This is a genomic window from Gemmatimonadaceae bacterium (genome assembly GCA_020851035.1).
Taxonomy (GTDB): domain Bacteria; phylum Gemmatimonadota; class Gemmatimonadetes; order Gemmatimonadales; family Gemmatimonadaceae; genus JACMLX01.
This window is the reverse complement of record JADZDM010000004.1, coordinates 80,122-102,978: the sequence shown is the minus strand read 5'-3', so window position 1 is coordinate 102,978 and position 22,857 is coordinate 80,122. Positions and strand designations below refer to the sequence as shown.

At 70.8% G+C, this 22,857-nt stretch carries 21 protein-coding genes; all 21 read left to right on the top strand.

Translation table 11 applies throughout. The features are described from left to right. The first annotated feature begins 23 nt into the window (after positions 1-23). The 21 genes from ybeY to IT355_03260 all read left to right on the top strand — a co-directional run bounded on the left by ybeY (position 24) and on the right by IT355_03260 (position 22,826). Positions 24-473: an rRNA maturation RNase YbeY gene (gene ybeY, locus IT355_03360; GenBank protein ID MCC7052278.1), complete on the top strand. Its 450-nt coding sequence runs from the start codon at positions 24-26 to the stop codon at positions 471-473. A gap of 5 nt (positions 474-478) precedes the next feature. Further along, positions 479-1,717, top strand: a complete 1,239-nt coding sequence (locus tag IT355_03355; protein ID MCC7052277.1) for an HlyC/CorC family transporter — start codon at positions 479-481, stop codon at positions 1,715-1,717. After that, positions 1,714-2,691, top strand: coding sequence for a DUF21 domain-containing protein (locus IT355_03350; protein ID MCC7052276.1), 978 nt, complete (start codon positions 1,714-1,716; stop codon positions 2,689-2,691). Before IT355_03355 ends, IT355_03350 begins: the two co-directional genes overlap by 4 nt. After that, positions 2,688-3,824: a methylmalonyl Co-A mutase-associated GTPase MeaB gene (meaB, locus tag IT355_03345; protein MCC7052275.1), complete on the top strand. Its 1,137-nt coding sequence runs from the start codon at positions 2,688-2,690 to the stop codon at positions 3,822-3,824. The genes IT355_03350 and meaB overlap by 4 nt, the downstream gene beginning before the upstream one ends. Continuing rightward, complete coding sequence (locus IT355_03340) at positions 3,821-5,512, top strand: methylmalonyl-CoA mutase (protein ID MCC7052274.1); 1,692 nt, start codon at positions 3,821-3,823, stop codon at positions 5,510-5,512. The genes meaB and IT355_03340 overlap by 4 nt, the downstream gene beginning before the upstream one ends. Before the next feature lie 104 nt (positions 5,513-5,616). Next, positions 5,617-6,309: a class I SAM-dependent methyltransferase gene (locus IT355_03335; GenBank protein ID MCC7052273.1), complete on the top strand. Its 693-nt coding sequence runs from the start codon at positions 5,617-5,619 to the stop codon at positions 6,307-6,309. 39 nt (positions 6,310-6,348) lie between these two features. Continuing rightward, the gene (locus IT355_03330) at positions 6,349-6,762 is read left to right on the top strand and encodes a cobalamin B12-binding domain-containing protein (protein ID MCC7052272.1); all 414 of its coding nucleotides are present in this window, start codon (positions 6,349-6,351) and stop codon (positions 6,760-6,762) included. Next, positions 6,759-8,381 (top strand): acyl-CoA carboxylase subunit beta, encoded by a 1,623-nt coding sequence (locus tag IT355_03325; GenBank protein MCC7052271.1) that lies wholly within the window; start codon positions 6,759-6,761, stop codon positions 8,379-8,381. Before IT355_03330 ends, IT355_03325 begins: the two co-directional genes overlap by 4 nt. 22 nt (positions 8,382-8,403) lie before the next feature. Further along, a complete protein-coding gene (locus IT355_03320) occupies positions 8,404-9,765 on the top strand; it encodes a DUF1446 domain-containing protein (protein ID MCC7052270.1) in 1,362 nt (453 codons plus the stop codon). An 11-nt stretch (positions 9,766-9,776) separates the two neighbouring features. After that, positions 9,777-10,142, top strand: a complete 366-nt coding sequence (locus IT355_03315; protein MCC7052269.1) for a hypothetical protein — start codon at positions 9,777-9,779, stop codon at positions 10,140-10,142. Between the two features lie 4 nt (positions 10,143-10,146). Further along, entirely contained in the window at positions 10,147-10,950 is an 804-nt protein-coding gene (locus IT355_03310) for an enoyl-CoA hydratase/isomerase family protein (protein MCC7052268.1), read from the top strand. Next, entirely contained in the window at positions 10,950-11,114 is a 165-nt protein-coding gene (locus IT355_03305) for a hypothetical protein (GenBank protein MCC7052267.1), read from the top strand. The genes IT355_03310 and IT355_03305 overlap by 1 nt, the downstream gene beginning before the upstream one ends. Positions 11,115-11,171: 57 nt before the next feature. Continuing rightward, a complete protein-coding gene (locus IT355_03300; GenBank protein MCC7052266.1) occupies positions 11,172-13,658 on the top strand; it encodes a U32 family peptidase in 2,487 nt (828 codons plus the stop codon). 26 nt (positions 13,659-13,684) lie between these two features. Then, positions 13,685-14,131 carry a hypothetical protein gene (locus IT355_03295; GenBank protein ID MCC7052265.1) on the top strand — a complete coding sequence of 149 codons (447 nt, stop codon included), beginning with the start codon at positions 13,685-13,687 and terminating at the stop codon, positions 14,129-14,131. A gap of 109 nt (positions 14,132-14,240) precedes the next feature. Further along, positions 14,241-16,316, top strand: coding sequence for an ATP-dependent DNA helicase RecQ (locus IT355_03290; GenBank protein ID MCC7052264.1), 2,076 nt, complete (start codon positions 14,241-14,243; stop codon positions 16,314-16,316). Between the two features lie 146 nt (positions 16,317-16,462). Continuing rightward, positions 16,463-17,680, top strand: a complete 1,218-nt coding sequence (locus IT355_03285; GenBank protein ID MCC7052263.1) for an acyl-CoA dehydrogenase family protein — start codon at positions 16,463-16,465, stop codon at positions 17,678-17,680. Further along, positions 17,677-18,237, top strand: coding sequence for an isoprenylcysteine carboxylmethyltransferase family protein (locus tag IT355_03280; protein ID MCC7052262.1), 561 nt, complete (start codon positions 17,677-17,679; stop codon positions 18,235-18,237). Before IT355_03285 ends, IT355_03280 begins: the two co-directional genes overlap by 4 nt. A gap of 449 nt (positions 18,238-18,686) precedes the next feature. Beyond that, positions 18,687-20,282, top strand: coding sequence for an Rne/Rng family ribonuclease (locus IT355_03275; protein MCC7052261.1), 1,596 nt, complete (start codon positions 18,687-18,689; stop codon positions 20,280-20,282). A gap of 109 nt (positions 20,283-20,391) precedes the next feature. Continuing rightward, positions 20,392-20,709 (top strand): 50S ribosomal protein L21, encoded by a 318-nt coding sequence (rplU, locus tag IT355_03270; protein MCC7052260.1) that lies wholly within the window; start codon positions 20,392-20,394, stop codon positions 20,707-20,709. 7 nt (positions 20,710-20,716) lie between these two features. Beyond that, positions 20,717-21,001, top strand: coding sequence for a 50S ribosomal protein L27 (gene rpmA / locus IT355_03265; protein ID MCC7052259.1), 285 nt, complete (start codon positions 20,717-20,719; stop codon positions 20,999-21,001). A gap of 184 nt (positions 21,002-21,185) precedes the next feature. Continuing rightward, a complete protein-coding gene (locus tag IT355_03260; protein ID MCC7052258.1) occupies positions 21,186-22,826 on the top strand; it encodes an amidase in 1,641 nt (546 codons plus the stop codon). Positions 22,827-22,857 lie beyond the last annotated feature (31 nt).

Below are 22,857 nucleotides of genomic sequence, written 5' to 3'. Positions count from 1 at the left end.
GCTCGCACCACGGGGCGGCGCTGATGGCCGTCCAGGTCGAGATGAGCGCGCCCGGCATGCGTGCGCCCCTCAGTGCGGCGCGCGTGACGGCGCTGGTGCACCTCACGCTGCGGGCCGAGCAGGTTCCCGATGCCGTGATCAGCGTGACGTTCCTGACGTCGCGCGCCATGGCGCGCATGCACCGGGAGCAGCTCGGGCATCCCGGGGCCACCGACATCATCACCTTCGAGCTCACGCGCCCCTCCGCCGACGCGCCGGTGACCGCCGACGTGTACATCTGTCCCGATGTCGCGCGCGCGAACGCGAAGGCGTGGAAGGTCCCGGTGCGCGAGGAGCTCGCCCGCCTGGTGATCCATGGTGCCCTGCACGCGCTGGGTAACGAGCATCCGGAGGGTGACGGCCGACTCACGTCGCCGATGTGGCGCGCGCAGGAGAAGTACCTGCGCGCCGCCATCCGTCGCGGCCTCGTCTGAGCGACATGCTGCCCTGGCTCCTCTTCGCATCGCTCATGCTCGCCGCCGGCGCATGCGTCGCCGCGGACGGGCTCGTCTCGAGCCTCACGGCCGGACCCGCCGACGACGTCCGGCGTGCCTGGCTCGTGCGCGATCGCGATCGTGTCCACCGCGCGCTCAGTGGCACGCGACTGCTCTGCTTCCTCGGCGCCGGTGCCGCCGCCCCGACCCTGTGGGGCGAGGACGGCCCGGAACTGCTCGCCACGCTCGTGCTGCTGCTGGTGGCCGTGGGCGCCGCCGAGACGTTCTCGCGCACGGTCGGCGCAACGCGGGCCGCCACGCCCAGCAACTGGCTGTCGGGCTGGGCGGCCTTCATCACGCTGCTCGCGACCCCGATCGTGCTGCTGATGGAGAAGACCGAGCACGGCCTCGCCGCGAGCTTCCCGGTGGCAAAGGCCGATGCCGATGCCGATGATGTCGCAACCGAGCAGTTCCTCGACGTGGTCGCCGCCGAGGCGGATGTCACCGGCAAGGAGAAGACCCTCCTCGAAGGGGCCTTCTCCCTCGGCGAGACGCAGGTGCAGGAGATCATGACGCCGCGCGTCGAGCTGGTGGCGCTGGACCGCGACACGCCATGGTCCGAGGTGGTCGACCGCTTCCGCGCGTCGGCGCACTCGCGCCTGCCGGTGTACAAGGAGCAGATCGACGACGTGATCGGCGTGCTGTACGTGAAGGACCTGCTCGCCGACATCCTCGACGACGCCGAGCCGGAGGGGGGCTGGATCCGTCGCATGCGGCCCGGCTTCTACATCCCGCCGACGAAGCCGATCGACGCACTGCTGCGCGAATTCCGCGCTCAGCGCACCCACATGGCGATCGTGATGGATGAATACGGCGGCACCGCCGGCGTCGTGACCATCGAGGACATCCTCGAGGAGGTCGTCGGCGAGATCGACGACGAGCACGATGCCGAGGCGGAGCGGCAGTTCGACAGCCGCGACGGGCGCGAGTTCTGGGTGCACGGCCGCGTGACGCTCGACGAGCTCTCGGAGACGCTCGGGGTGGACATCGAGAGCGAGGAAGTCGGCACGGTGGGCGGCCTGGTGATGGAGCGGCTGGGTCGCGTGCCGCGTCCCGGGGAGCGCCTCGAGATCGCGGGGTTCCGCGTGGTGGTCGAGCAGGTGCGGCGGCGCCAGGTGCTGCGCGTGTACTTCGAGCGGCTGGACCCGGTGGCGGAGCCCGCCGACGAGGGGGATGAGGCATGATCGGCCCGCTCCTGCTCGTGATCCTGATCGTCGCCGGCGTGGCGTCGATGACACTCGCCTCACACGCCGTGCGGGCGGTGAGCCGCATCTGGCTGCGCCACTGGGTGGAACAGCGGCTGCGTGGTGCCGCGCTGGCGGAGGCGTATCTCGAGCAGCCGCAACGCCTCCAGCTCGCCGCCGGCGCCGGCGCCGCCACGATCGTCCTCGCGGGCGGGGCCATGCTCGCCATCACGCTGCAGGCACGGCCGACGGCGCTGGCGGCCTGGCTGGTGGTGACGGCGGTCGGCGTGCTGGTCGCCGGCCTCGCGATCCCCCGTGCGATCGGGCAGCGCTGGGCCGTGCCGCTGTCACCGTTCCTCCTGCCGCTGCTGCAGGTGGTGGAAGTGCTGCTCGGCGTGTTCCTCCTGCCGGCCCGCGCGCTCGAGCGACTGCTGCGACCGGAGCTCGCCGGCACGCCCGCCGAGGTGGAGCGCGAGGCGCTCGAGGTGCTGCTCCGCGAGGGCGAGCGTGAGGGCGTGAGCCTGCCGGGGGAGCGGGAGATCATCACCGGGCTGGTGGAGTTCGGCGACAAGACGCTGCGCGACGTGCTCACGCCCCGCGACCAGGTCTTCGCGCTCGAGGTCGGGCTCTCGCATGCCGACCAGGCGCGCCAGATCGCGCAGTCGGGGTACAGTCGCGTGCCGGTCTATGCCGGCTCGCTCGACCGCGTGGTCGGGATGGTGCACGTGCGCGACGTCCTCACCAGTGAAGGCGAGGAGGCGCTGCCGCTGCGGCCCGTCGGCACCGCCTCGATCGACCGCAAGTGCAGCGACCAGCTGTTCGCGATGCTCCAGAACCGCCAGCACCTGGCCATCGTGCGCGAGGGCGACGGGCCTGTGCTCGGGCTGGTCACGCTGGAGGACCTGCTCGAGGAGGTCGTCGGTGACATCGACGACGAGCACGACGAGCACCACCCACACGCGCCGCTGCCATGACCGAGCCCGTCGCGCAGTCCCTCACCCCGCCTCCCGCCATCGCGTCGCTGCTGGCGCGGTTCGATGCCGGGCAGCGCGCGGCCCTCGCCCGCGCCATCTCCATCGTCGAGAACCATCGCGACGGGTTCGATGCGCTGCTGGCGGCGCTGCACCCGCGGCTCGGGCGTGCGCGCCGCATCGGCATCACCGGCCCGCCTGGCGCCGGCAAGAGCACCATCACCACGGCACTCGTCGAGGCGATGCGCACGGAGGGACTGACGGTGGCGGTGGTCGCGGTGGACCCGACGTCGCCGTTCACCGGCGGCGCGCTGCTCGGCGACCGCATCCGCATGGAGCGGGTCGCCCTCGACCCGGGGGTCTACATCCGCTCGATGGCCACCCGCGGCTCGCTGGGCGGGCTGGCGGCCGCCACCCGCGAAACCTGCGACGTGCTCGACGGATTCGGCTTCGATCGCATCCTGATCGAGACGGTCGGCGTGGGCCAGAGTGAGCTCGATGTGGCGCGCACCGCCGACACCAGCGTCGTCGTGCTCGTCCCGGAAAGCGGGGACAGCATCCAGACGCTCAAGGCGGGGGTGATGGAGATCGCCGACCTCTTCGTGGTGAACAAGAGCGACCGCCCCGGGGCCGACCGGCTGCGCGGCGACATCGAACTGATGCTCGGCATGCGGATGGGCGACGTGATGCGCGGCGTGCCATCGCACCACGGCGTGGACCTGCGCGCCCTGGGAGCCGAGGCGCGTGAGGAGGCCCGCAAGGCGCTCTCGCCCGGACGGGCCGCGCGCGAGGCCAGCGCCGATCCGCATGGCACCGGGAACTGGGTGCCCGCGGTGGTGAACACCGTCGCCGCCGACGGCCGCGGCATCCCGGAACTGGCCGCGGCCATCACCCGGCACTTCGACTACCTTGCGGCGTCCGGAGGGCTGGCGGCGCGCCGGCGCAGCCGGATGCGCGAGCGCATCGTCGAGGTGGCCGAGGACCGGCTGCGCCGGCGGCTCTGGTCCGATGCCGGCACGCAGGCGTTCATCGACGCCGCGATCCCGGCGCTGGAGCGTGGTGAGTCCACGCCCTTCGCGATCGCTGATGCGCTCCTGGCGCGCAGTGCAACCCTGATGGCGGGGCTCCAGACATGACTTCGATTCCCGATCTCTCCGGCACGGATCGCGACCAGCAGGACGAGCTCGCGCGCCTCCGCGCCGAGGTGGCCGCCTGGCGTGCCCGCTTCGAGGCCGGCAGCAAGCGCGACACGGCGTACGTCAACTCGGCCAGTGAGGTCGACGCGCTGTACACGCCACTCGACGGCCCCGATCCCGAGACGGCGCTCGAGGTGCCGGGGGCGTGGCCGTACACCCGGGGCATCCATCCCACCGGGTACCGCGGGAAGCTCTGGACCATGCGGCAGTTCGCCGGCTTCGGGTCGGCACGCGACACCAACGCGCGCTTCAAGTTCCTGCTGTCGCAGGGGCAGACCGGCCTCTCGGTGGCGTTCGACTTCCCGACGCTGATGGGCTACGACGCGGACCATCCGCGTTCCGAGGGCGAGGTCGGCAAGACCGGCGTCTCGATCTCGTCGCTGGCCGACATGGAGACACTGTTCGACGGGATCCCGCTCGACCAGGTCTCGACGTCGATGACGATCAACGGGCCTGCCTTGATCATCTACTGCTTCTATGTCGCGGCGGCCGAGAAGCAGGGCGTGCCGGCCTCGAAGATCCGCGGCACCGTGCAGAACGACATCCTCAAGGAGTACATGGCGCAGCACGCCTGGTGCTTCCCGATCGAGCCGGCGCTGCGCCTGATCGTCGACGGCTTCGAGTGGAGCGCCACGCACGCCCCGCTGTTCAACACGATCTCGATCTCGGGCTACCACATCCGCGAGGCGGGGGCGACGGCGGCACAGGAGCTGGCCTTCACACTCGCCGACGGCTTCACCTACGTCGAGCGCGGCATCGCGCGCGGCCTGGACGTCGACACGTTCGCCCCCCGCCTCTCGTTCTTCTTCGACATCCACAACGACTTCTTCGAGGAGATCGCGAAGCTGCGGGCGGCACGCCGCATCTGGGCCCGCGTGCTGCGTGAGAAATACGGGGCCCGTGACCCGAAGTCGTGGATGTTGCGCTTCCACTCGCAGACGGCCGGCGTCACGCTCACCGCGCAGCAGCCGATGAACAACGTGGCACGCGTGGCCTACCAGGCACTGGCGGCCGTGCTCGGCGGCACGCAGTCGCTGCACACCAACTCGATGGACGAGACGCTCGCGCTGCCGACGGAAGCGGCGGTGCAGGTGGCCCTCCGCACGCAGCAGATCCTCGCCCACGAGACCGGCGTGCCGAATGTCATGGACCCGCTCGGCGGCTCGTACTACGTCGAGGCACTCACCGACCGGCTGGAACGGGAGGCCGAGTCGCTGTTCGCACAGATCGACGAGCAGGGCGGGGTGGTGAAGGGCCTGGAGGAAGGGTGGTTCCAGCGGAAGATCGCCGAGGCCGCGTCGCGCCATCAGTGGGAGATCGAGCAGCGGCGGCGCCTCGTGGTGGGCGTGAATGCGTTCGCCAACGACGACGAGGAGATCACCATCCCGCTGCTGAAGGTCGGCATGGATGCGGAGCGCGAGCAGCGCGCCCGGATGGCGGCGATGCGTGCCGGCCGTGACAACGACGCCGTCGCCCGGCACCTCGAGGCGCTCCGCGCGGGGGCGCGCGGCAGCGCCAACCTGGTGCCGCTCATCCTCGACTGCGCCCGCAGCTACGGCACGCTCTACGAGATCCGCGCGGCGCTGGAGGATGTCTTCGGCGCCTATCGCGAGCCGGTGTTCTTCTGACGCGCCGCACGGGCGGGGACGAGCCGTGGTGGGCGACCTACTTCGACGAGAGCTACCTGCTCGAGTTCGAGCCGCTCTTCCACGAGACGATCAACCGGGCCGAGGTGACGCGGCTGCAGGAACTGCTCGAACTGCCTGACGGGGCGCGCATCCTCGACTGTCCCTGCGGCCAGGGACGGCACGCCCACCTGCTGGCCGAGGCGGGCTACGACGTGACGGGGCTCGACTACTCCCTGCCGCTCCTGCGGCTGGCCCGGGCGCGCGGCACCGGCCGGCGTCTCCGCTACAAGCGCGGCGACATGCGCGCCCTCCCCGCCGAGTGGACCGGGCGCTTCGACGCCGTGCTGAACCTGTTCACCTCCTTCGGGTTCTTCGACGACGCGCAGGACGATGCGCGGGTCATCGGCGAGTTCGCCCGGGTGTTGGCCCCGGGCGGGCGCCTGGTGTGGTACGGCGGGAGCCGCGACGGCGTCGTGGCGCGCTGGGTGGGCCGCGACAGCTGGAAGACGGCCGATGGCACCACGGTGAGCCACGATCGCGCGTTCGATCCGCTCAGCGGGGAGATCACCATCCAGACCACCTGGCACGGACCGTCCGGCAGCGGCCAGCGGATGCACCGGATCCGGCTCTACACGGCCACCCGGCTGGTCGAGCTCTGTGCCGCCGCCGGACTGGCGGTCGAGGCGGTGTACGATGGCCTCGAGGACCGGCCGCTCCGGCGCACCTCGGCCGAGATGCTGCTGGTCGCGCGGAAGCTGGTCCGGCCCCGCCAGCGGGCCCGCCGGGCGGCACGCTAGATTTTCCCACCTGTCCCACGTTCCCACGACCTCCTCCCGATGACTCGACCCATTCGCGTGCTGGTGGCGAAACCGGGGCTCGACGGCCACGACCGTGGTGCCAAGGTCGTCGCCGCCGCCCTCCGTGACGCCGGCATGGAAGTGATCTATACAGGGCTCCACCAGACGCCCGAGATGATTGCCACAGCCGCCGTCCAGGAGGACGTGGACGTCGTCGGCCTCTCGATCCTGTCCGGGGCGCACATGACGCTCTTCCCGCGGGTGCTGGCCCTGCTGCGGGAGCAGGGGCGCGACGACATCCTCCTCACCGGCGGCGGCATCATCCCGAAGGAGGACATGGAGGCGCTCCGCGCGCAGGGGGTCGGCCAGCTCTTCGGCCCCGGCACCAGCACCGCCGACCTGGTGGACTTCATCCGCACCTGGTTCGCGGACAGGGAGTCGCAGCCGACGTGACCACGCGCCTGCGACAGCTCAGCGACGCAGTGCGTGCGGTCGAGGCTCGGGTGCGGGAAGGGGGCGGGGCGGAGCGCGCCGCGAAGGAGCATGCCCGCGGCAAGCTCACCGCCCGCGAGCGGGTGACGGGGCTCTGCGATGCCGGCGCCCCGTTCCTCGAACTCGGCCTGCTCGTCGCCTATGACCAGTACGAGGGCCAGGCGCCTGCTGCCGGCGTGGTCACGGGGCTCGGCATGGTCCACGGCCGCGAGGTGGTGGTCGTGGCCAACGATGCCACGGTCAAGGCGGGCTCGTGGTGGCCGGAGACCATCCGCAAGATCCTCCGTGCGCAGGAACTCGCGATGCGGTGCCGCCTGCCGATCGTCTACCTCGTCGACAGCGCCGGCGTGAACCTGCCCTACCAGGGCGGCGTCTTCCCCGGGCAGTACGGCGCCGCGCGCATCTTCCACTACAACTCGGTCATGCGGCGGTACCTGCGCATCCCGCAGTTCGCGGCCGTCATGGGCCCGTGCATCGCCGGTGGTGCCTACCTGCCGGCGCTCAGCGACGTGATCGTGATGGTGAAGGGCACCGCATTCATGGGGCTCGGCGGGCCGAACCTGGTGAAGGGCGCCACCGGGCAGGTCATCGACGGGGAGACGCTGGGCGGGGCCGCCACCCACACCGCCGTCAGCGGCGTGGCGCACTACACGGCGGACGATGATCCACACTGCCTGCAGCTCCTGCGCGACATGATCGCACGGCTCCCCGGCGCGCACCACGACGCGCGGACGGCCGACATCGCGGTGCAGGCACCGGCCCGCGCGCCGGAGTCGCTCTACGACGTGCTGCCGTCCGACCACCGCATGTCGTACGACATGCACCATGTCCTCGACGCGGTGGTGGATGCCGGCTCGATGCAGGAGTTCCAGGCGGACCTGGCGCGCGAGGTCATCTGCGCCGATGCCCGCATCGACGGCATCGCGGTCGGCGTGATCGCCAACCAGCGTGGCCTGATCAAGGGACGGCCCGGCGAGAAGCCGCGCTTCGGCGGCATCATCTACGCCGAGAGTGCGGAGAAGGTCGCGTACTTCATCGATCGCTGCGACCGCCAGGGCATCCCGCTGCTGTTCGTGCAGGACGTGTCGGGCTTCATGGTGGGTCCCGAGGCGGAGCACGAGGGGATCATCCGTGCCGGCGCCCGCTGGGTGGAGGCGATGGCGACGGCGCGGGTGCCGAAGCTGGTGCTGACGGTGAATCACGCCTCCGGCGCCGGCTACTATGCGATGGCGGCACAGGGCTTCGATCCCGACCTCATCCTGTCCTGGCCGACCGGTCGCATGGCCGTGATGGAGGGGGAGAGTGCCGTCGCGGCCGTGCACGGACCGGCGCTCGAGAAGCTCCGCCAGGCCGGTGCCACCCCCCCGGACGAGCTGCAGGCCGCGATCGCCTCCATGCGCGAGGACTACGAGGCGCAGCTCGATGCGCGCCACGCCGCTGCGCGCGGGTTCGTGGACGCGATCGTGTATCCCGAGGACACCCGGACGATGCTGGCCCTCGCGCTGCGCGCCGTGCGCCGCAATCCGGGACCTCACCTGGGAGCCTTCGTGCTCCCGCCGCAACCGATGGAGATGGCGTGAGCAACTCGCGCCTGGAGACACGATGACACGGACGATCCGCGTGGCCAGCGGGCAGGGGTTCTGGGGCGATTCGCTCGACGCGCCGCGCCAGCAGGTGGACGGCGGCCCGATCGACTACCTCATGCTCGACTATCTCGCCGAAGTCACCATGTCCATCCTGCAGAAGCAGAAGGAACGTGACCCGGCAATGGGCTATGCGCGCGACTTCATCGGGGCGATCGAGAGCGTGCTGCCGGGGATCACCGGGCGCGGCGTGAAGGTGATCGCCAACGCCGGTGGCGTGAACCCGGCCGACTGCGCGCGCGCGCTGGTGGCGGCGATCGCGAAGGCGGGCCACGCCGGCGAGGTGAAGATCGGTGTCGTCACCGGCGACGACCTGCTGCCACGCCTCGACGAGCTGCTCGCGGCCGGGCACGAGCTGAAGAACATGGACACCGGCGCGCCGCTCTCCACGGTGCGCCAGCGGGTGCTCTCCGCCAACGCCTATATCGGCTCCACGCCGATCGTCGAGGCGCTGCAGCGGGGCGCGCAGGTCGTCGTGACCGGACGCAGCACCGACACGGCGCTCACCATGGCGCCGCTCCGCCACGAGTTCGGCTGGGCCGCTGATGCGTGGAACCAGCTCGCGGCCGGCATCGTCGCCGGCCACATCCTCGAGTGCGGCGCGCAGTCCTCGGGCGGCAACTGCCTCCATGACTGGCGCAACATCCCCGACCTCGCGAACGTCGGCTACCCGATCGCCGAGGTGCAGGCCGACGGCACCTTCGTGATCACCAAGCACCCCGGCACCGGCGGCCGCGTCAGCGTGCCGAGCGTGAGTGAGCAGCTGGTCTACGAGATGGGCGATCCGCACGCCTACATCACGCCCGACGTCGTGGCCGACTTCACCTCGATCCGTGTCGCCGCCGACGGGGAGAACCGCGTGAAGGTGCATGGCATCACCGGCGGACCGGCCACGCCGTTCCTGAAGGTGTCCATCGCCTACCGCGCCGGCTTCAAGGCGGTCGGGTCCCTGGTCTATTCCTGGCCCGACGCCATGGAGAAGGCGGAACTCGCGAATCGCATCCTGCGCGAGCGTCTCGACCGCCTTGGCCTGAAGTTCGACACGATCCTCTCGGAGTTCGTCGGTGCCAACGCCACGCATGGCCATCTCGCCGGCGACGGCCGCGACGCCCCCGAGGTGCAGTACCGCATCGGCGTGCGCGGTGAGGATCGCGCCAGCGTCGAGCGCTTCACCCGCGAGATCGCCCCGCTGGTGCTGAACGGCCCACCGAGCGTCACCGGGTTCGCCGGCGGGCGGCCGAAGGTCGAGGAAGTCATCGCCTACTGGCCGGCCCTCATCGACAAGCGCGTCGTCACGACGCACGTGGAGGTGGTGTCATGAGTGCGGCCACCGTGCAGGTCCGCCTGCTCGACATCGCGCACACCCGCTCCGGCGACAAGGGCGACACCGCCAACTGCGGCGTGATCGCGCTGCGCCCGGAGTGGTACCCGCTGATCGCGCGCGAACTCACCGCCGACCGCGTCAGGGCCCACTACGGTGCACTGATCGACGGCGACGTGCAGCGCTTCGAGCTCCCCAACCTCCATGCGCTGAACTTCCTGCTCCATGGCGCGCTCGACGGCGGCGGGACCCTCTCGCTCAAGACCGATGCGCAGGGCAAGGTCGTGTCCACGGCCATGCTGCGCATGGTGCTCACCGTGCCGGCATCCGAGGCCACGACGCTCGGCCTGCCGGTCCTGTCACCGGCGGAGGGCTGATCCGATGAGCGCACCGACCCCACTCGCCAGCCCCACGCAGTTCACCCGCATCCGCGCCGTGCACGCCGACGGCCTCGGCGTGATCACGCTGGCGCGCCCGGAGAAGCGGAACGCCCTCGACCGCCAGACCGCCGTGGAGCTCGTCCGCGCCCTGCACGAACTCGAGGCGTCCGACGACGTGCGCGTCGTGATCCTCGAGGGTGACGGCGATGACTTCTGCGCCGGCGCCGACCTCGCCGCCATCGAGGCCACGCTCGACGCCGGCGTCGATGCCCACATCGACGACGCACGCGCGCTCGGCCGCGTCTTCACCACGATGCGGGCGATGTCGAAGCCGACGGTGGCCATCGTGCGCGGCCGCGCGCTCGCCGGTGGTGCGGGCCTCGCCACCGCCTGCGACATCGTGCTCGCCGAGGAGACCGCACAGTTCGGCTACCCCGAGGTGCGGATCGGCTTCGTCCCCGCGATGGTCATGACCATCCTGCGCCGTGCGGTGGGTGAGAAGCGCGCCGCCGAGCTGGTGCTCACCGGGCGCATCATCAGTGCACCCGAGGCCGCACAGATCGGGCTCGTCAGCCGCAGCATCCCGACCGCGACCTTCCCGGCCGAGGTGGCCCGCGCGCTCGACACCCTCGTGAAGGCGCCGCGCACCGCGCTCAGCCTCACCAAGCAGTTGCTCTACCGCCTCGACGACCTCGATTTCCAGGAGGGCATCGGCATCGGCATCAGCACCAACGTCGAGTCCCGCGCCACCGACGACTTCCGCACCGGTGTCCGGCGCTTCCTGGACCGCACCCGGTCCTCCTGATGATCCTACGCGTCCAGATCGCGCTCACGCTGATCGGTGCCGGCATGTTCGGCTACGGCGTGCTGCAGGACAGCGACCAGTTCCGACTCGCCGCCATCGGCACGCTCGCCGTGGCGCTCGTCCTCCGGTTCGTGCGCCAGCGCTCGGGGCAGCCCGACCGCTGACCCCGCTGCGGGACACGGTCCGGCCCGCCAGCGAGCCGGGCTCGCTATCTTTCAGGGATGCCCTCGCCCGCGCACCCCATCCCTGAACTGCTTGCCCCGGCGGGCTCCCTCGACGCCGTGCGCGCCGCGGTCGCCAACGGGGCCAACGCGGTCTACCTCGGGGCCGAACGCTTCAACGCACGGGACGAGGGTGCCCAGCTCACCCTCGACGAGCTCGGCGCGGCCTGCCGCCTGGCGCACCAGCACGGCGTGCGCGTCTACCTCACGTTCAACGTGCTGGTCAAGCCCGACGAACTCGCCGACGCGCTGGCCTACCTCGGCGAGTGCATCGACCGCGGCATCGACGCCGCCATCGTCCAGGACATCGGGATCGTGCGGCTCATCCGCCGCGTCTATCCGGACCTCGAGATCCACGGCTCCACCCAGATGACCGTGCACGACGCCTCCGCCGCGCTCGTGCTCCAGCGGCTCGGCGTCGAGCGCGTGGTCCTCGCCCGCGAGAACACCCTCGACGACATCCGTGCGATCCGCGCCGCCGTGCCGGGACTCGGGCTCGAGACCTTCGTGCACGGGGCGCTCTGCATCTCGTACAGCGGCCAGTGCTACATGTCGGGGATGATCTCCGAGCGCTCCGCGAACCGCGGCTCCTGCGCACAGAGCTGCCGCAAGGACTATGTGCTCACCGATGAGCGCACCGGGCTCGAACTCGACCGCGGATACCTCATCAGCGCGCGGGACCTCGCGGCGCACGATCACCTCGCCGACATCGCCGACGCCGGCGTGGGGTGCCTGAAGATCGAGGGACGCAAGAAGAAGCCCGAGTACGTCGCTACCGTCACCGACGGCTACCGCCGCTTCCTCACTCGCCTCGCCACCGGCGATCGCACGCCGCCGGATGTGCGCGAGACGGAACCACTGGTGCAGATCTACAGCCGCGGCAACACCGGCGGCATGTACGGCGGGCGCGCGGGGCGCAACTACATCACCCGCAGCCAGCCCGACAACCACGGCATGGTGCTCGGTGAGGTCATCGACAGCACCGCCTCCGAGGTCACGGTCGAGGTCACGCACGCCCTCGCGGTGGGCGACGGCGTCGGATTCGAGCCCCCCGCAGCGGGAGGCACGAAGGCGATCGGCTTTGCGCTCACCGCGGTGCGCACGGTGTCGGAGCGCGACGGGCGCACGCGGCAGGTGCTCGCGTCACGCCAGCGCATTCCCGCGGGATGGACGGTCGTGCGTTCCTCACACGCCGCGCTGCTCGTGCGCGCCAGGGAGAGCTTCGCGGCGTTGCCCGCCACGGTGCAGGAGCGACGCCACCGCGTCGACCTGCGGCTCTTCGGCAGTGCCGGGGGACCGCTCAAGGCGATCGCCGCCTGTGACGGCCATGAGGTGAGTGCGCGGAGCGAGGTATCACTCGCGCCGGCCACGAAGCGGGCGCTCGACGACGCCGTGCTCCGCGAACAGCTCGGGCGCCTCGGAGAGACGCCCTTCGCCCTCGGGGCCGTCGACCGGGGCGGGCTCGGGACCGACCTGTTCCTGCCGGTGAGTGCGCTCAATCGCGTGCGACAGGACCTGGTCGACCAGCTGCTCCTGCAGCGTGACTGGGCGGAGCAGGCGCGGCTCGCTGAGCGCCTGGCGACCATCGCGGCCGGTATCATCGAGCCGCGGCACGACACCAGTGCGGAAACGGCGCGGCTCGTGGCCGAGGTGCACACCGTCGCCGATGCACACACCGCCGCCGCCGCCGGTGCGACCGAGGTCGTGTTCGATCCATTCCTGCGGCACCCGGCACCGTCGCGCAGCAGCCTGCTCGCGCTCCATGACACCCTCGCCGGCGCCGGCGTGACGCTGCGCCTCCGCACGCCGACGATCATCCGGCCCGCCGACAGCCGCGCCGCCGCGAAGTTCTTCGGACTGATGCTGCCGGTGCAGACCGGCCACCTCGGCGTGCTCGCGGAGATGGCGGCCGAGGGGCGGGACGTGACCGGCGACTACGCCCTCAACGTCTTCAACCAGCACACGGCAGCGGAACTCTTCGGACTCGGCGCACGCCGTCTCACGCTGTCGGTGGAGCAGACCGTCGAGGAGATGCTGGCGACCAGCGCGCCATGGAGCGGCACCGGGTTCGATGCCGTGATCTTCGGGCGGCCCGAGGGCATGACCATCGAGCACTGCGTGCTCTCCGCCGCCTTCGATCGCGTCGTCACGACCTGCCGCGACCTCTGCGTGCAGAAGCACCCGGCCATCTCGATCACCGACCCGGCCGGCTACACCTTCCCGGTGGCCACCGACAGTGCCTGTCGCAACCGCCTGCTCCACTCGCGCCCGATCGAGGCCGGGGAATACCTGCCGCGGCTCTGGCGCGGTGGCGTGCGCCAGTACCGCATGCTCTTCAACGTGCCCGGTGATCCGGTGGCGGAGATCGTTGCCGGCTACCGCGCGATGCTCGACGAACTCGCCGCCGGCGAGCGTGCCGGCACCGATCGCGTGCGCACCCTGTTCGGCCAGGCCTTCACGCGTGGGCACTTCGCCCGCGCCGTCTGACTGCCGCCCATCCCCAGCCCAGTCCCATGCCCACTCCATTCGAATCCGCGCAGCTCAACATCCAGCTGTTCGACCTGCGGCGCGAGCCGACACTGCGCAAGGCGCGCGACTGGTTCCTGACGGAGTTCCATCCGGCATCCTTCGACGAGTACATGAAGGAGATGCTGGGCGAGAAGAACTCGTGGATCCGCATGGTGGTCGGCTACTGGGACATGGCGGCGTCGATGGTCGTCCAGGGGGCGATCTCGCAGGAGTCGTTCGTGGCCGCGCACACCGAGATCATCGGCACGTTCGCCAAGGTCCAGCCGTACCTCACGGAGCTGCGGGGGCGCATCGGGCCCGCCGTCGCCGCGAACATCGAGCAGGTCGTGATGGCCATTCCCGATGCCGAGGCCGAGATGGAGGCCCGCCGGAAGCGGCTCCGGGCGCGCTGGGAAGCGCAGCAGGCCACCAAGGCGGGCTTCATCGCCTGAGGGTGCCGGTGCATACCCGTGCACGATGGCGTGACGCAGTGCTGACCGGTGCCCCGAAGGTGGCGGGAGCGCGTGCGTTGCGTGCGCGCCCCGTCCGGGACCGGCCCGCATGCTGACTGCCCCCACCATCGACGACGCGCGCGCGATCCTGCGCACCAGCTTCGGCTACGGCGAGTTCCGCGCCGGCCAGGAGCGGGCGATCGAGAGCGTGCTCGCCCATCGCGACACCCTCGTCGTGCTCCCCACCGGCGGGGGCAAGTCGCTCTGCTACCAGGTGCCGGCCATGGCGCTGCGCGGCCTCACGGTGGTCGTGTCACCGCTCATCTCGCTGATGAAGGACCAGGTGGACGCGCTCGAGCGGCGCGGCATCCCGGCCGCGTTCATCAACAGCACCCTCACCACCGGCGAGGTGAGCGACCGGCTCGTCCGCGCCCAGCGCGGCGAGCTGCGCATGCTCTACGTCGCGCCGGAGCGGTTCGACGCCGGCGCGACGGCGGAGCGCCTGAAGGCGATCGGCGTGGCACTGCTCGCCATCGACGAGGCGCACTGCATCAGCGAGTGGGGCCACGACTTCCGCCCCAGCTACCGGCGCGTCGGCGAGGTGCGCCAGCGGCTCGGCAACCCGCCCACCATCGCGCTCACGGCCACGGCAACCCCGATGGTGCGCGAGGACATCGCGCGCATCCTCGCCCTGCAGGACCCGGAGATCATCGTCACCGGCTTCGACCGACCCAACCTGTCCTATGGCGTCGTCTCGGCGAAGGGCGACCGCGAGAAGGACGGGGTGGTGGTCTCGCTGCTGCGCGAACTGGGGGACGGCACCGGGATCGTGTACGCGTCCACCCGCAAGACGGTCGAGCGGCTGGCCCAGTTCCTGGACGATCAGGGCATCGCCGCCAGCGCCTACCATGCCGGCCTCGATGACGACCGGCGCCGGCGGGTGCAGGACCAGTTCATGGCCGAGCGGATCAAGGTGATCGTCGCCACCAACAGCTTCGGCATGGGCGTGGACAAGTCGAACGTGCGGCTCGTCATCCACTACGCGATGCCGGGGACGCTCGAGGCGTATTACCAGGAGGCCGGCCGCGCCGGTCGCGACGGGCAGCCCAGCCGCTGCATCATGCTGCACGCCTTCCCGGACCGCTTCACGCACGAATTCTTCATCAAGTCGGCGCTGCCGGACCGCGCCCTGATCGAGAGCGTGCACCGACGCTGCCAGCGCGAGGCGGACCGTGGCGGCGTGGTGAACGCCACCGCCGAGGAACTGGCGGCTGGCATCGGTGGCAAGGTGTCGCCGAAGGCCGTCGAGTCGGCGCTTCGCGTGCTCGCGGAGGCCAGCGTGCTGCGGTGGGATCCCGACACGGCCGGCCTCGTCTCGCTCCGCCTGCTGGCCACGCCGGAGCGGATCCGCGACGAGCTGGGCGAGGGCTTCGAGATGGAACGCGAACTCCTGCGCGCCTGCTGGCGCGTCGCGAAGGACCAGCTCCACCGTGGTGCCATCATCGACCTCGATGGCCTGCCCCCGGGGTTCAATGGCTTCGCCGGTGCCTTCCAGGTGCTGGAGTGGCTCGAGCAACGCCAGTTCGTGCAGGTGGAGCGCGTCGGCGGTGGCCTCCGGCTGGTGGAGGCGGGGATGTCACTGGACCGGGTGGCCATCGACTGGCGCGCGCTCGACCGCCGCCGGCAGCGGGAGTTCGACAAGCTCGAGGCGGTGCAGCGCTACGCGTATGCGACCACCTGTCGCCGGCAGGCGCTGCTGAAGTGGTTCGGCGACCCGGCGGCACGCGCCGAGTGCGGGTCGTGTGACAACTGCCTCGGCGAGCGGCGCGCGGCCCCGTCGGTGCGCAGCGGCTGGGGGGCAGAGGGCGGGGCACCGCGCCGCGAGCGGGCGCCGCGCGACCCGAATGCCGCCCGGGAGTCACGGCGGAAGTCCAGCGAGAAGGCCGGCGGCGTGGACGAGGCCGACGTCGAGCTGTTCAACGCGCTCAAGGCCTGTCGCGCCCAGCTCGCCCTGAAGGGCAAGGTGCCGCACTACGTCGTCTTTCCCGACGCCACCCTGGTGGCCTTCGCCACCCGGCGCCCGCTCACGCCCGCGGCGATGGCCGGCCTCCCGGGCGTCGGCCCGGTGAAACTGGACCGCTACGCCGAGCCGTTCCTCGACGTGATCCGGGCCCATCGGCGCTGATACCACCGGCGGCACGAAGGCGTCCAGCTCCGGCCACGGCACGATTGCCGACCCGCACCTCGGCCGACACTTCGCGCCACCCGCTCCTTCGGTAGTTTCCGCGTTTTACGGGCGCCCGCGTGCGGCAGCCCCCAACTCACTGGGTCATGGACGACGCGCTGTACTTCAACGAGCAGCACCTCGCGGTCCGCGAGATGGTTCGCGCCTTCGCGAACGATCATGTGCGACCCGTCGCCGGCATGCACGACGCCGACTCCTCCTTCCCCTGGGCGAACATCGCGAAGATGGCCGACCTCGGGCTCTTCGGGATCCCCTGGTCCGAGGATCTCGGCGGCAGCGGCTTCGACACCACGGCGTTCATCATCGCGATCCACGAACTGGCCAAGGTCTGCGCCAGCCATTCGATCACCATCTCCGCGCACACCACGCTCGGCACCTCGCCGATCGTGTACTTCGGCAACGAGGCCCAGAAGCAGCGCTACGTGCCGCTGCTGGCGTCCGGCCGGGTGCTGGGCGGCTTCGGCCTCACCGAGCCGAACGCGGGCAGCGACGCGGGGGGCACGCAGACCACCGCGGTCCGCCGCAACGGGCACTACGTCCTCAACGGCACCAAGCGGTTCATCACCCACGCCGGCGTCGGGGAGATCTTCATCGTCACCGCCGTCACGGAGCCGGGAGCCGGCACCCGGGGCATCAGCTCCTTCATCCTCACCAAGGAGACCTGCGACCTCGATGCCGCGCGCGCCGTTGGTGTGGGGCACGACGACGCGATCCAGCCGATGCCAGGATTCCGCTCGGGCAAGAAGGAGGACAAGCTCGGCTGGCGCGCCAGCGACACGCGCGAGCTGATCTTCGAGAACGTCGAGGTTCCGGCCGAGAACCTGCTCGGTGTGGAGGGGCGTGGCTTCATCAACTTCATGAAGACGCTCGACGCGGGCCGCATCGGCATCGCGGCCCTCTCGCTCGGCATCGCCGAGGGAGCGTTCGAGGAGTCGATGAAGTACTCGATGGAGCGCAAGCAGTTCGGCCAGGCGATCGTCAACTTCCAGGGTGTCTCGTTCCCGCTGGCGGACATGGCCACCGAGATCGAGGCGGGGAAGCACCTCACCTACCACGCCGTGATGCTGGCGCAGCAGGGACGCCCGTACGGCAAGGAGGCCGCGATGGCGAAGCTGTTCTGCTCCGAGCTCGCGATGCGGGCGACGATCAAGGCGATCCAGGTGCATGGCGGCTACGGCTACACCCGCGACTACCCGGTGGAGCGCTACATGCGCGATGCGAAGATCTGCGAGATCGGCGAGGGCACGTCCGAGATCCAGCGCCTCGTCATCGCCCGCCACCTGGTCCGCGAGATGGCCGGGTGACCGACGGCTCGCAGTCGATCGTGCAGCGGGCGCGCGTGCCGCTCGGCTTCGTGCTGGGTGCCGCGTTCCTCTGGCTGGCCCCGCGCCACACCACGCCGCGGATGCTCGCCATCGGCGGGGGGGTGGCCTTCATCGGCGTCCTGATCCGCGCCTGGGCCACCGGGCACATCGTGAAGAACCACGAGCTCACCACCACCGGGCCATACGCGCACACGCGCAACCCGCTCTACCTCGGGAGCTTCCTGCTGGCGCTCGGATTCGCGCTCGCGGCGCACTGGCTGGCGGTGGTGCTCGTGATCGGGTTCTGGATCGCGGTGTACGGGCCGACGATCACGCGTGAGCGTGACTACCTGCGCGGCGTGTACGGTGCGGCGTACACGGACTACGAGTCCAACGTGCCGGCCTTCCTGCCGCGTCTCACGGCGTGGGGTGGGCCGGCCGGTGCGGACCGGCGCAGCGGATTCAGCCTCCCACTCTATCTCCGCCACAACGAGTGGCAGGCGGGGCTGGGCTTCCTCGTCGTGCTCGGCTGGCTGCTCTTCAGCCCGTTCCGCTGACGCGCCGTCCGGCCCCGGTGGGTTGAGGATGAGCTGGGCCCAATCCGGGGGGCCGGCGTCCAGCTTCCTCGGGGTGCCGCAGCGGCGTGCGGCGCGATAGCCTTCCGTTCCATGTGCGGCGCGCCTGAGTGCGCTGCGCGTGATCGCTGGCGCGGAGCGACCCCCGTGCCGGTGTGCAGGACCCCGATCGAATGCTGGCGCTGGAGTGGCGGCGTCAGGCGGTCGGGCCGCATTCGTCGCACCGGTCATCTGTGATGACCACCGGTCGCAGTCGAGCTCACGGAGCCGCGCCTCACGCGCGGGTGGGCGACGCTGGTTCGACCGGGTGCGGCGCGCAGTGCGGCGGACGCTGGTGGCTTGCACGTGTCTGCGTGACAGCCGGTTCTCACGTTGGTCAGCCCACGGGCTGCGTGTGTACGGGTCGCCTCACGCGGTGCCGCGAGGCGTGCATGAAGCGTGACATTCTGATCAACGCCGCCGCACGGGAAGTGCGCGTGGCGATCATGGAAGACGACCAGCTCGTGGAGCTGCTCGTCGAGCGTCCCGAGGCCCGCCGGATGATCGGCGACATCTACCTCGGCCGCGTCGAGGCCGTGCAGCCCGGGCTGCAGGCCGCGTTCGTGGACATCGGCACCGAGAAGAGTGCGTTCCTGCACGCCTCGGACCTCGTCTACGAGACGGACGACGACGACGACGATGACGACGACGAGGGTGACGCCGACGAGGCCGCCGACGCCGCGCAGGACGCCGCCGCCCGCGGCAGCGAGCAGCCGACCAGCGGCCGTCCGCCGAAGAAGGAGGCGCCGCAGATCCAGGACGTCCTGAAGCGCGGCGACACCATCCTCGTGCAGGTGAGCAAGGAACCGATCTCCACCAAGGGACCCCGCGTCACCGCCCAGGTCTCGATGGCCGGCCGGTTCCTCGTCTACATGCCGTTCGCGTCCCGCGTGGGCGTGAGCCGGAAGATCGGCGAACGTGCCGAGCGCCAGCGGCTCAAGCAGCAGGTGGCCGAGTTCCTGCCGAAGGATGCCGGCGGCGTGATCGTCCGCACGGTGGGCGAGGACGTGACGGCGGAGACCTTCGAGCGCGAGCTCACGGGGCTCATCAACAACTGGAAGCGCATCAACCGGAAGCGGCAGTTCATGCGCGCCCCGGCGCTCGTGCATCGCGAGACCAACCTGGCGCGCGGGATCATCCGTGACCTCTTCAGCGCCAAGGTCGACAAGCTGGTGGTGGACAGCCGGCAGCTCTACAACGAGATCGTCGAGTACCTGAAGGGGGTCGGCCCGGAGCTGGTCGACCGGGTGCACCTGTACGAGGAGACGCAGCCGCTGTTCGACAAGCACGAGGTCGAGGCGGAGATCCGTGACATCTTCAAGCGGCGCTGCGACCTCCCGTCGGGCGGGTACCTGATCATCGAGCCGACCGAGGCGCTCGTCTCGATCGACATCAACTCGGGGCGCTACACCGGCAAGAAGGACCCCGAGAAGACGATCATGAAGACGAACATGGAGGCGGCGCGGGAGGTGGCGCGCCAGCTCCGGCTCCGGGACGTGGGCGGAATCATCGTCTGCGACTTCATCGACATGGAGACGCGTGCCAACCGCGACCGGGTGCTGCAGGAGCTGCGGACGCACCTTGGCCGCGACCGGGCGCGCACCAAGGCCTTCCAGGTCAGCGAGCTGGGCCTGATCGAGATGACCCGCCAGCGGGTCCGGGCGAGCCACCTCCAGGCCACCACGGAGCCGTGCCCGACCTGCAACGGCACCGGGCGCATCTTCACCCCGGAGACGATCGTCCGCCGGGTGGAGCGCTCGGTGAAGCGGATCGGGGTGGAGGGGCGGCGCGACCCGATGGTCGTGAAGCTCCATCCGGACGTGGCCATGTACGTGCTGGAGCAGGAGCCCGACATCCTCTCGCGGCTGGAGAAGGTGGTGGCCTTCCCGCTGGAACTGCGCGACGATCCCCTCCTGCGGCCCGACGAGTACAAGCTGGTCGTGAAGGGGGCCCAGCGGGACGTCACGGCCCAGTACGCCCTGGCCTGACCCACGCCGGACCGTCCCGGCCAGCCGCCCGCGCAACCGCCCAGCCGTTGACACTGACGTCCGGGTCGGCTAACTTCGTGGGCTCATTACCCTTACACGCCGTACATCCATGAGCTACGCGATCATTCGCACCGGCGGAAAGCAATTCCGCGTGAGTGCTGGCCAGACCTACCGCATCCCGACGCTGCTCGGTGAGGCCGGTACCGCCGTCGAATTCAACGAGGTCCTGCTCGGCTCGGACGGGAGCGCGGTGAAGACCGGCGTGCCCACGCTCTCCGGTGCCAGGGTCTCGGCCCAGATCGTCAAGCACGGCCGCGGCGAGAAGATCATCGTCTTCAAGTTCCGCCGCCGCAAGAACTACGCGAAGAAGCAGGGCCATCGCCAGGGCTTCACCGAAGTCCGGATCACCGACATCACGCTGGGCTGAGGCAGATATGGCACACAAGAAGGGCGTCGGCTCATCGCGCAACGGCCGCACGTCGAACCCGCAGTACCGCGGCGTGAAGAAGTTCGGTGGCGAGTTCGTGCGCGCCGGCGGCATCATCATCCGCCAGTGCGGCACCAAGGTCCACCCGGGCAAGAACGTCGGCCTTGGCCGCGACTACACCATCTTCGCCCTCGTCGATGGCCACGTCGAGTTCTCCCCGAAGGACAAGCGCCGCACCAAGGTGAGCGTCACGCCGCTCGCTGCCGTCGCCGACGCGATCGCCGCCGACTGAGCGCACCACCCGGTCGTGCCGAACGCCTCCGCCACTGCGGAGGCGTTTTGCGTTTCCCCCCGTCCACCACGGTGTGACGCGCCTCCCGCATCCGCAGTACGGCACTGGCGCCACCGTGCCCGGCAGCGCACACTCCGCCGCGGGGCCGGAACTCGCGGGCCACTCACACCAGGGGACGCATCGCATGGAACGCCGGGAATTCCTCGCCGCCGGAGTCGCACTCTCGGCCGCCGGGTCGCTGCGCCGCTTCACACCGCTCCTCCCGGCCACCCAGCCCTCCGGCACCATCGTGACGGCTGCCGCGCAGCGGCTGGCACTCGACCCGCTCGATGACCTGACCATCGCCACGGCGCAGGCCGAGATCGCCGCCGGCCGCCTCACGTCGCGCGCCCTCACCGAGCACTACCTGCGCCGCATCCGCACGCTCGATGCCGACGGGCCGCGGGTGAACGCCGTCATCGAGGCCAATCCCGACGCACTCGCGCAGGCCGACGCCGCCGACGCCAATCCGGGGGGACGCGCCCTGCACCCGCTGCACGGCATGCCGATCCTGCTCAAGGACAACATCGACACGGCGGATCGCATGAGCACCAGTGCCGGCTCGCTGGCGCTCGCCGAGCACCGCGCGCGTCGCGATGCCGGCGTCGTGGCGCTGTTGCGGGCCTCCGGCGCCGTGATCCTCGGCAAAACCAACCTCAGCGAATGGGCCAACTTCCGCTCGAACCGCTCGAGCAGCGGCTGGAGCGGGCGCGGCGGCCAGACGCGCAATCCGCACGTCCTCGATCGTTCGCCGTGCGGCTCGAGTTCCGGAAGCGGGGCGGCCGTCGCCGCCGACTTCTGCATCGCGGCCGTCGGCACCGAGACCGACGGCTCGGTGGTGTGCCCGTCCTCCCTCAACGGCATCGTCGGCCTCAAGCCGACCGTCGGGCTGGTGAGCCGGAGCGGCATCATCCCCATCAGCGCCAGCCAGGACACCGCCGGCCCGATGGCCCGCACGGTGCGGGACGCAGCGCTCCTGCTCAACGGCATGATCGGCCGCGATCCCGCCGATGCCGCCACCCGCACTGCGCCTGCTGCGCTGCCCGCCGACTACACCCGCACGCTGGACGTGGACGGGCTGCGCGGGATGCGCATCGGCATCGCGCGCAACTACTTCGGGTTCGACGTGCGCGTCGACGCGCTGATGGAGGACGCCATCCGCGTGATGCGCGACCGCGGCGCGGTCATCGTGGACAATGCGAACGTGCCCAACGCCGACAAGTACGGCCGTGAGGAGTTCGAGGTGCTGCTGCACGAGTTCAAGGCCGGTCTCAATGCCTACCTCGGGGCGCTGCCCGCCGCCGACCCGGTGCATTCACTGGCCGAGCTGATCCTCTGGAACGAGCGGAACGACGAGGCGGAACTGCAGTGGTTTGGGCAGGAGACGTTCACGCTGGCGCAGAAGCGCGGCTCGCTCGGCAGCCGCGTCTATCGGACGGCGCGTGAGACCTGTGTGCGCCTCTCGCGTCGCGAGGGCATCGACGCGGTGCTGCGGCGCACGCGCTGCGACCTGCTCGTGGGGCCCACCGGTGGCCCGGCGTGGATGATCGACCTCGTCACCGGTGATCACTTCGGCGGCGGCGTCTCCACGGCACCGGCGGTCGCGGGCTACCCGCACCTCACCGTCCCCGCCGGCCGCGTGGCTGGGTTGCCGGTGGGCATCTCGTTCTTCGGCGCGGCGTGGAGTGAACCGCAGCTCTTCCGCGCGGGGTTTGCTTTCGAGCAGGCCACCACGCACCGCGTGCGGCCCGCCTTCCTTCCGACCATCACCGCCACGCCGCGCTGACGCCATCCGTCGCGGCCCCGCGCGCCCATTC

Coding starts and splice junctions, on each gene's coding strand:
- ybeY (MCC7052278.1), top strand. CDS start 24: ATGGCCGTCCAGGTCGAGATGAGCGCGCCCGGCATGCGTGCGCCCCTC.
- IT355_03355 (MCC7052277.1), top strand. CDS start 479: ATGCTGCCCTGGCTCCTCTTCGCATCGCTCATGCTCGCCGCCGGCGCA.
- IT355_03350 (MCC7052276.1), top strand. CDS start 1,714: ATGATCGGCCCGCTCCTGCTCGTGATCCTGATCGTCGCCGGCGTGGCG.
- meaB (MCC7052275.1), top strand. CDS start 2,688: ATGACCGAGCCCGTCGCGCAGTCCCTCACCCCGCCTCCCGCCATCGCG.
- IT355_03340 (MCC7052274.1), top strand. CDS start 3,821: ATGACTTCGATTCCCGATCTCTCCGGCACGGATCGCGACCAGCAGGAC.
- IT355_03330 (MCC7052272.1), top strand. CDS start 6,349: ATGACTCGACCCATTCGCGTGCTGGTGGCGAAACCGGGGCTCGACGGC.
- IT355_03320 (MCC7052270.1), top strand. CDS start 8,404: ATGACACGGACGATCCGCGTGGCCAGCGGGCAGGGGTTCTGGGGCGAT.
- IT355_03310 (MCC7052268.1), top strand. CDS start 10,147: ATGAGCGCACCGACCCCACTCGCCAGCCCCACGCAGTTCACCCGCATC.
- IT355_03305 (MCC7052267.1), top strand. CDS start 10,950: ATGATCCTACGCGTCCAGATCGCGCTCACGCTGATCGGTGCCGGCATG.
- IT355_03300 (MCC7052266.1), top strand. CDS start 11,172: ATGCCCTCGCCCGCGCACCCCATCCCTGAACTGCTTGCCCCGGCGGGC.
- IT355_03295 (MCC7052265.1), top strand. CDS start 13,685: ATGCCCACTCCATTCGAATCCGCGCAGCTCAACATCCAGCTGTTCGAC.
- IT355_03290 (MCC7052264.1), top strand. CDS start 14,241: ATGCTGACTGCCCCCACCATCGACGACGCGCGCGCGATCCTGCGCACC.
- IT355_03285 (MCC7052263.1), top strand. CDS start 16,463: ATGGACGACGCGCTGTACTTCAACGAGCAGCACCTCGCGGTCCGCGAG.
- IT355_03275 (MCC7052261.1), top strand. CDS start 18,687: ATGAAGCGTGACATTCTGATCAACGCCGCCGCACGGGAAGTGCGCGTG.
- rplU (MCC7052260.1), top strand. CDS start 20,392: ATGAGCTACGCGATCATTCGCACCGGCGGAAAGCAATTCCGCGTGAGT.
- rpmA (MCC7052259.1), top strand. CDS start 20,717: ATGGCACACAAGAAGGGCGTCGGCTCATCGCGCAACGGCCGCACGTCG.
- IT355_03260 (MCC7052258.1), top strand. CDS start 21,186: ATGGAACGCCGGGAATTCCTCGCCGCCGGAGTCGCACTCTCGGCCGCC.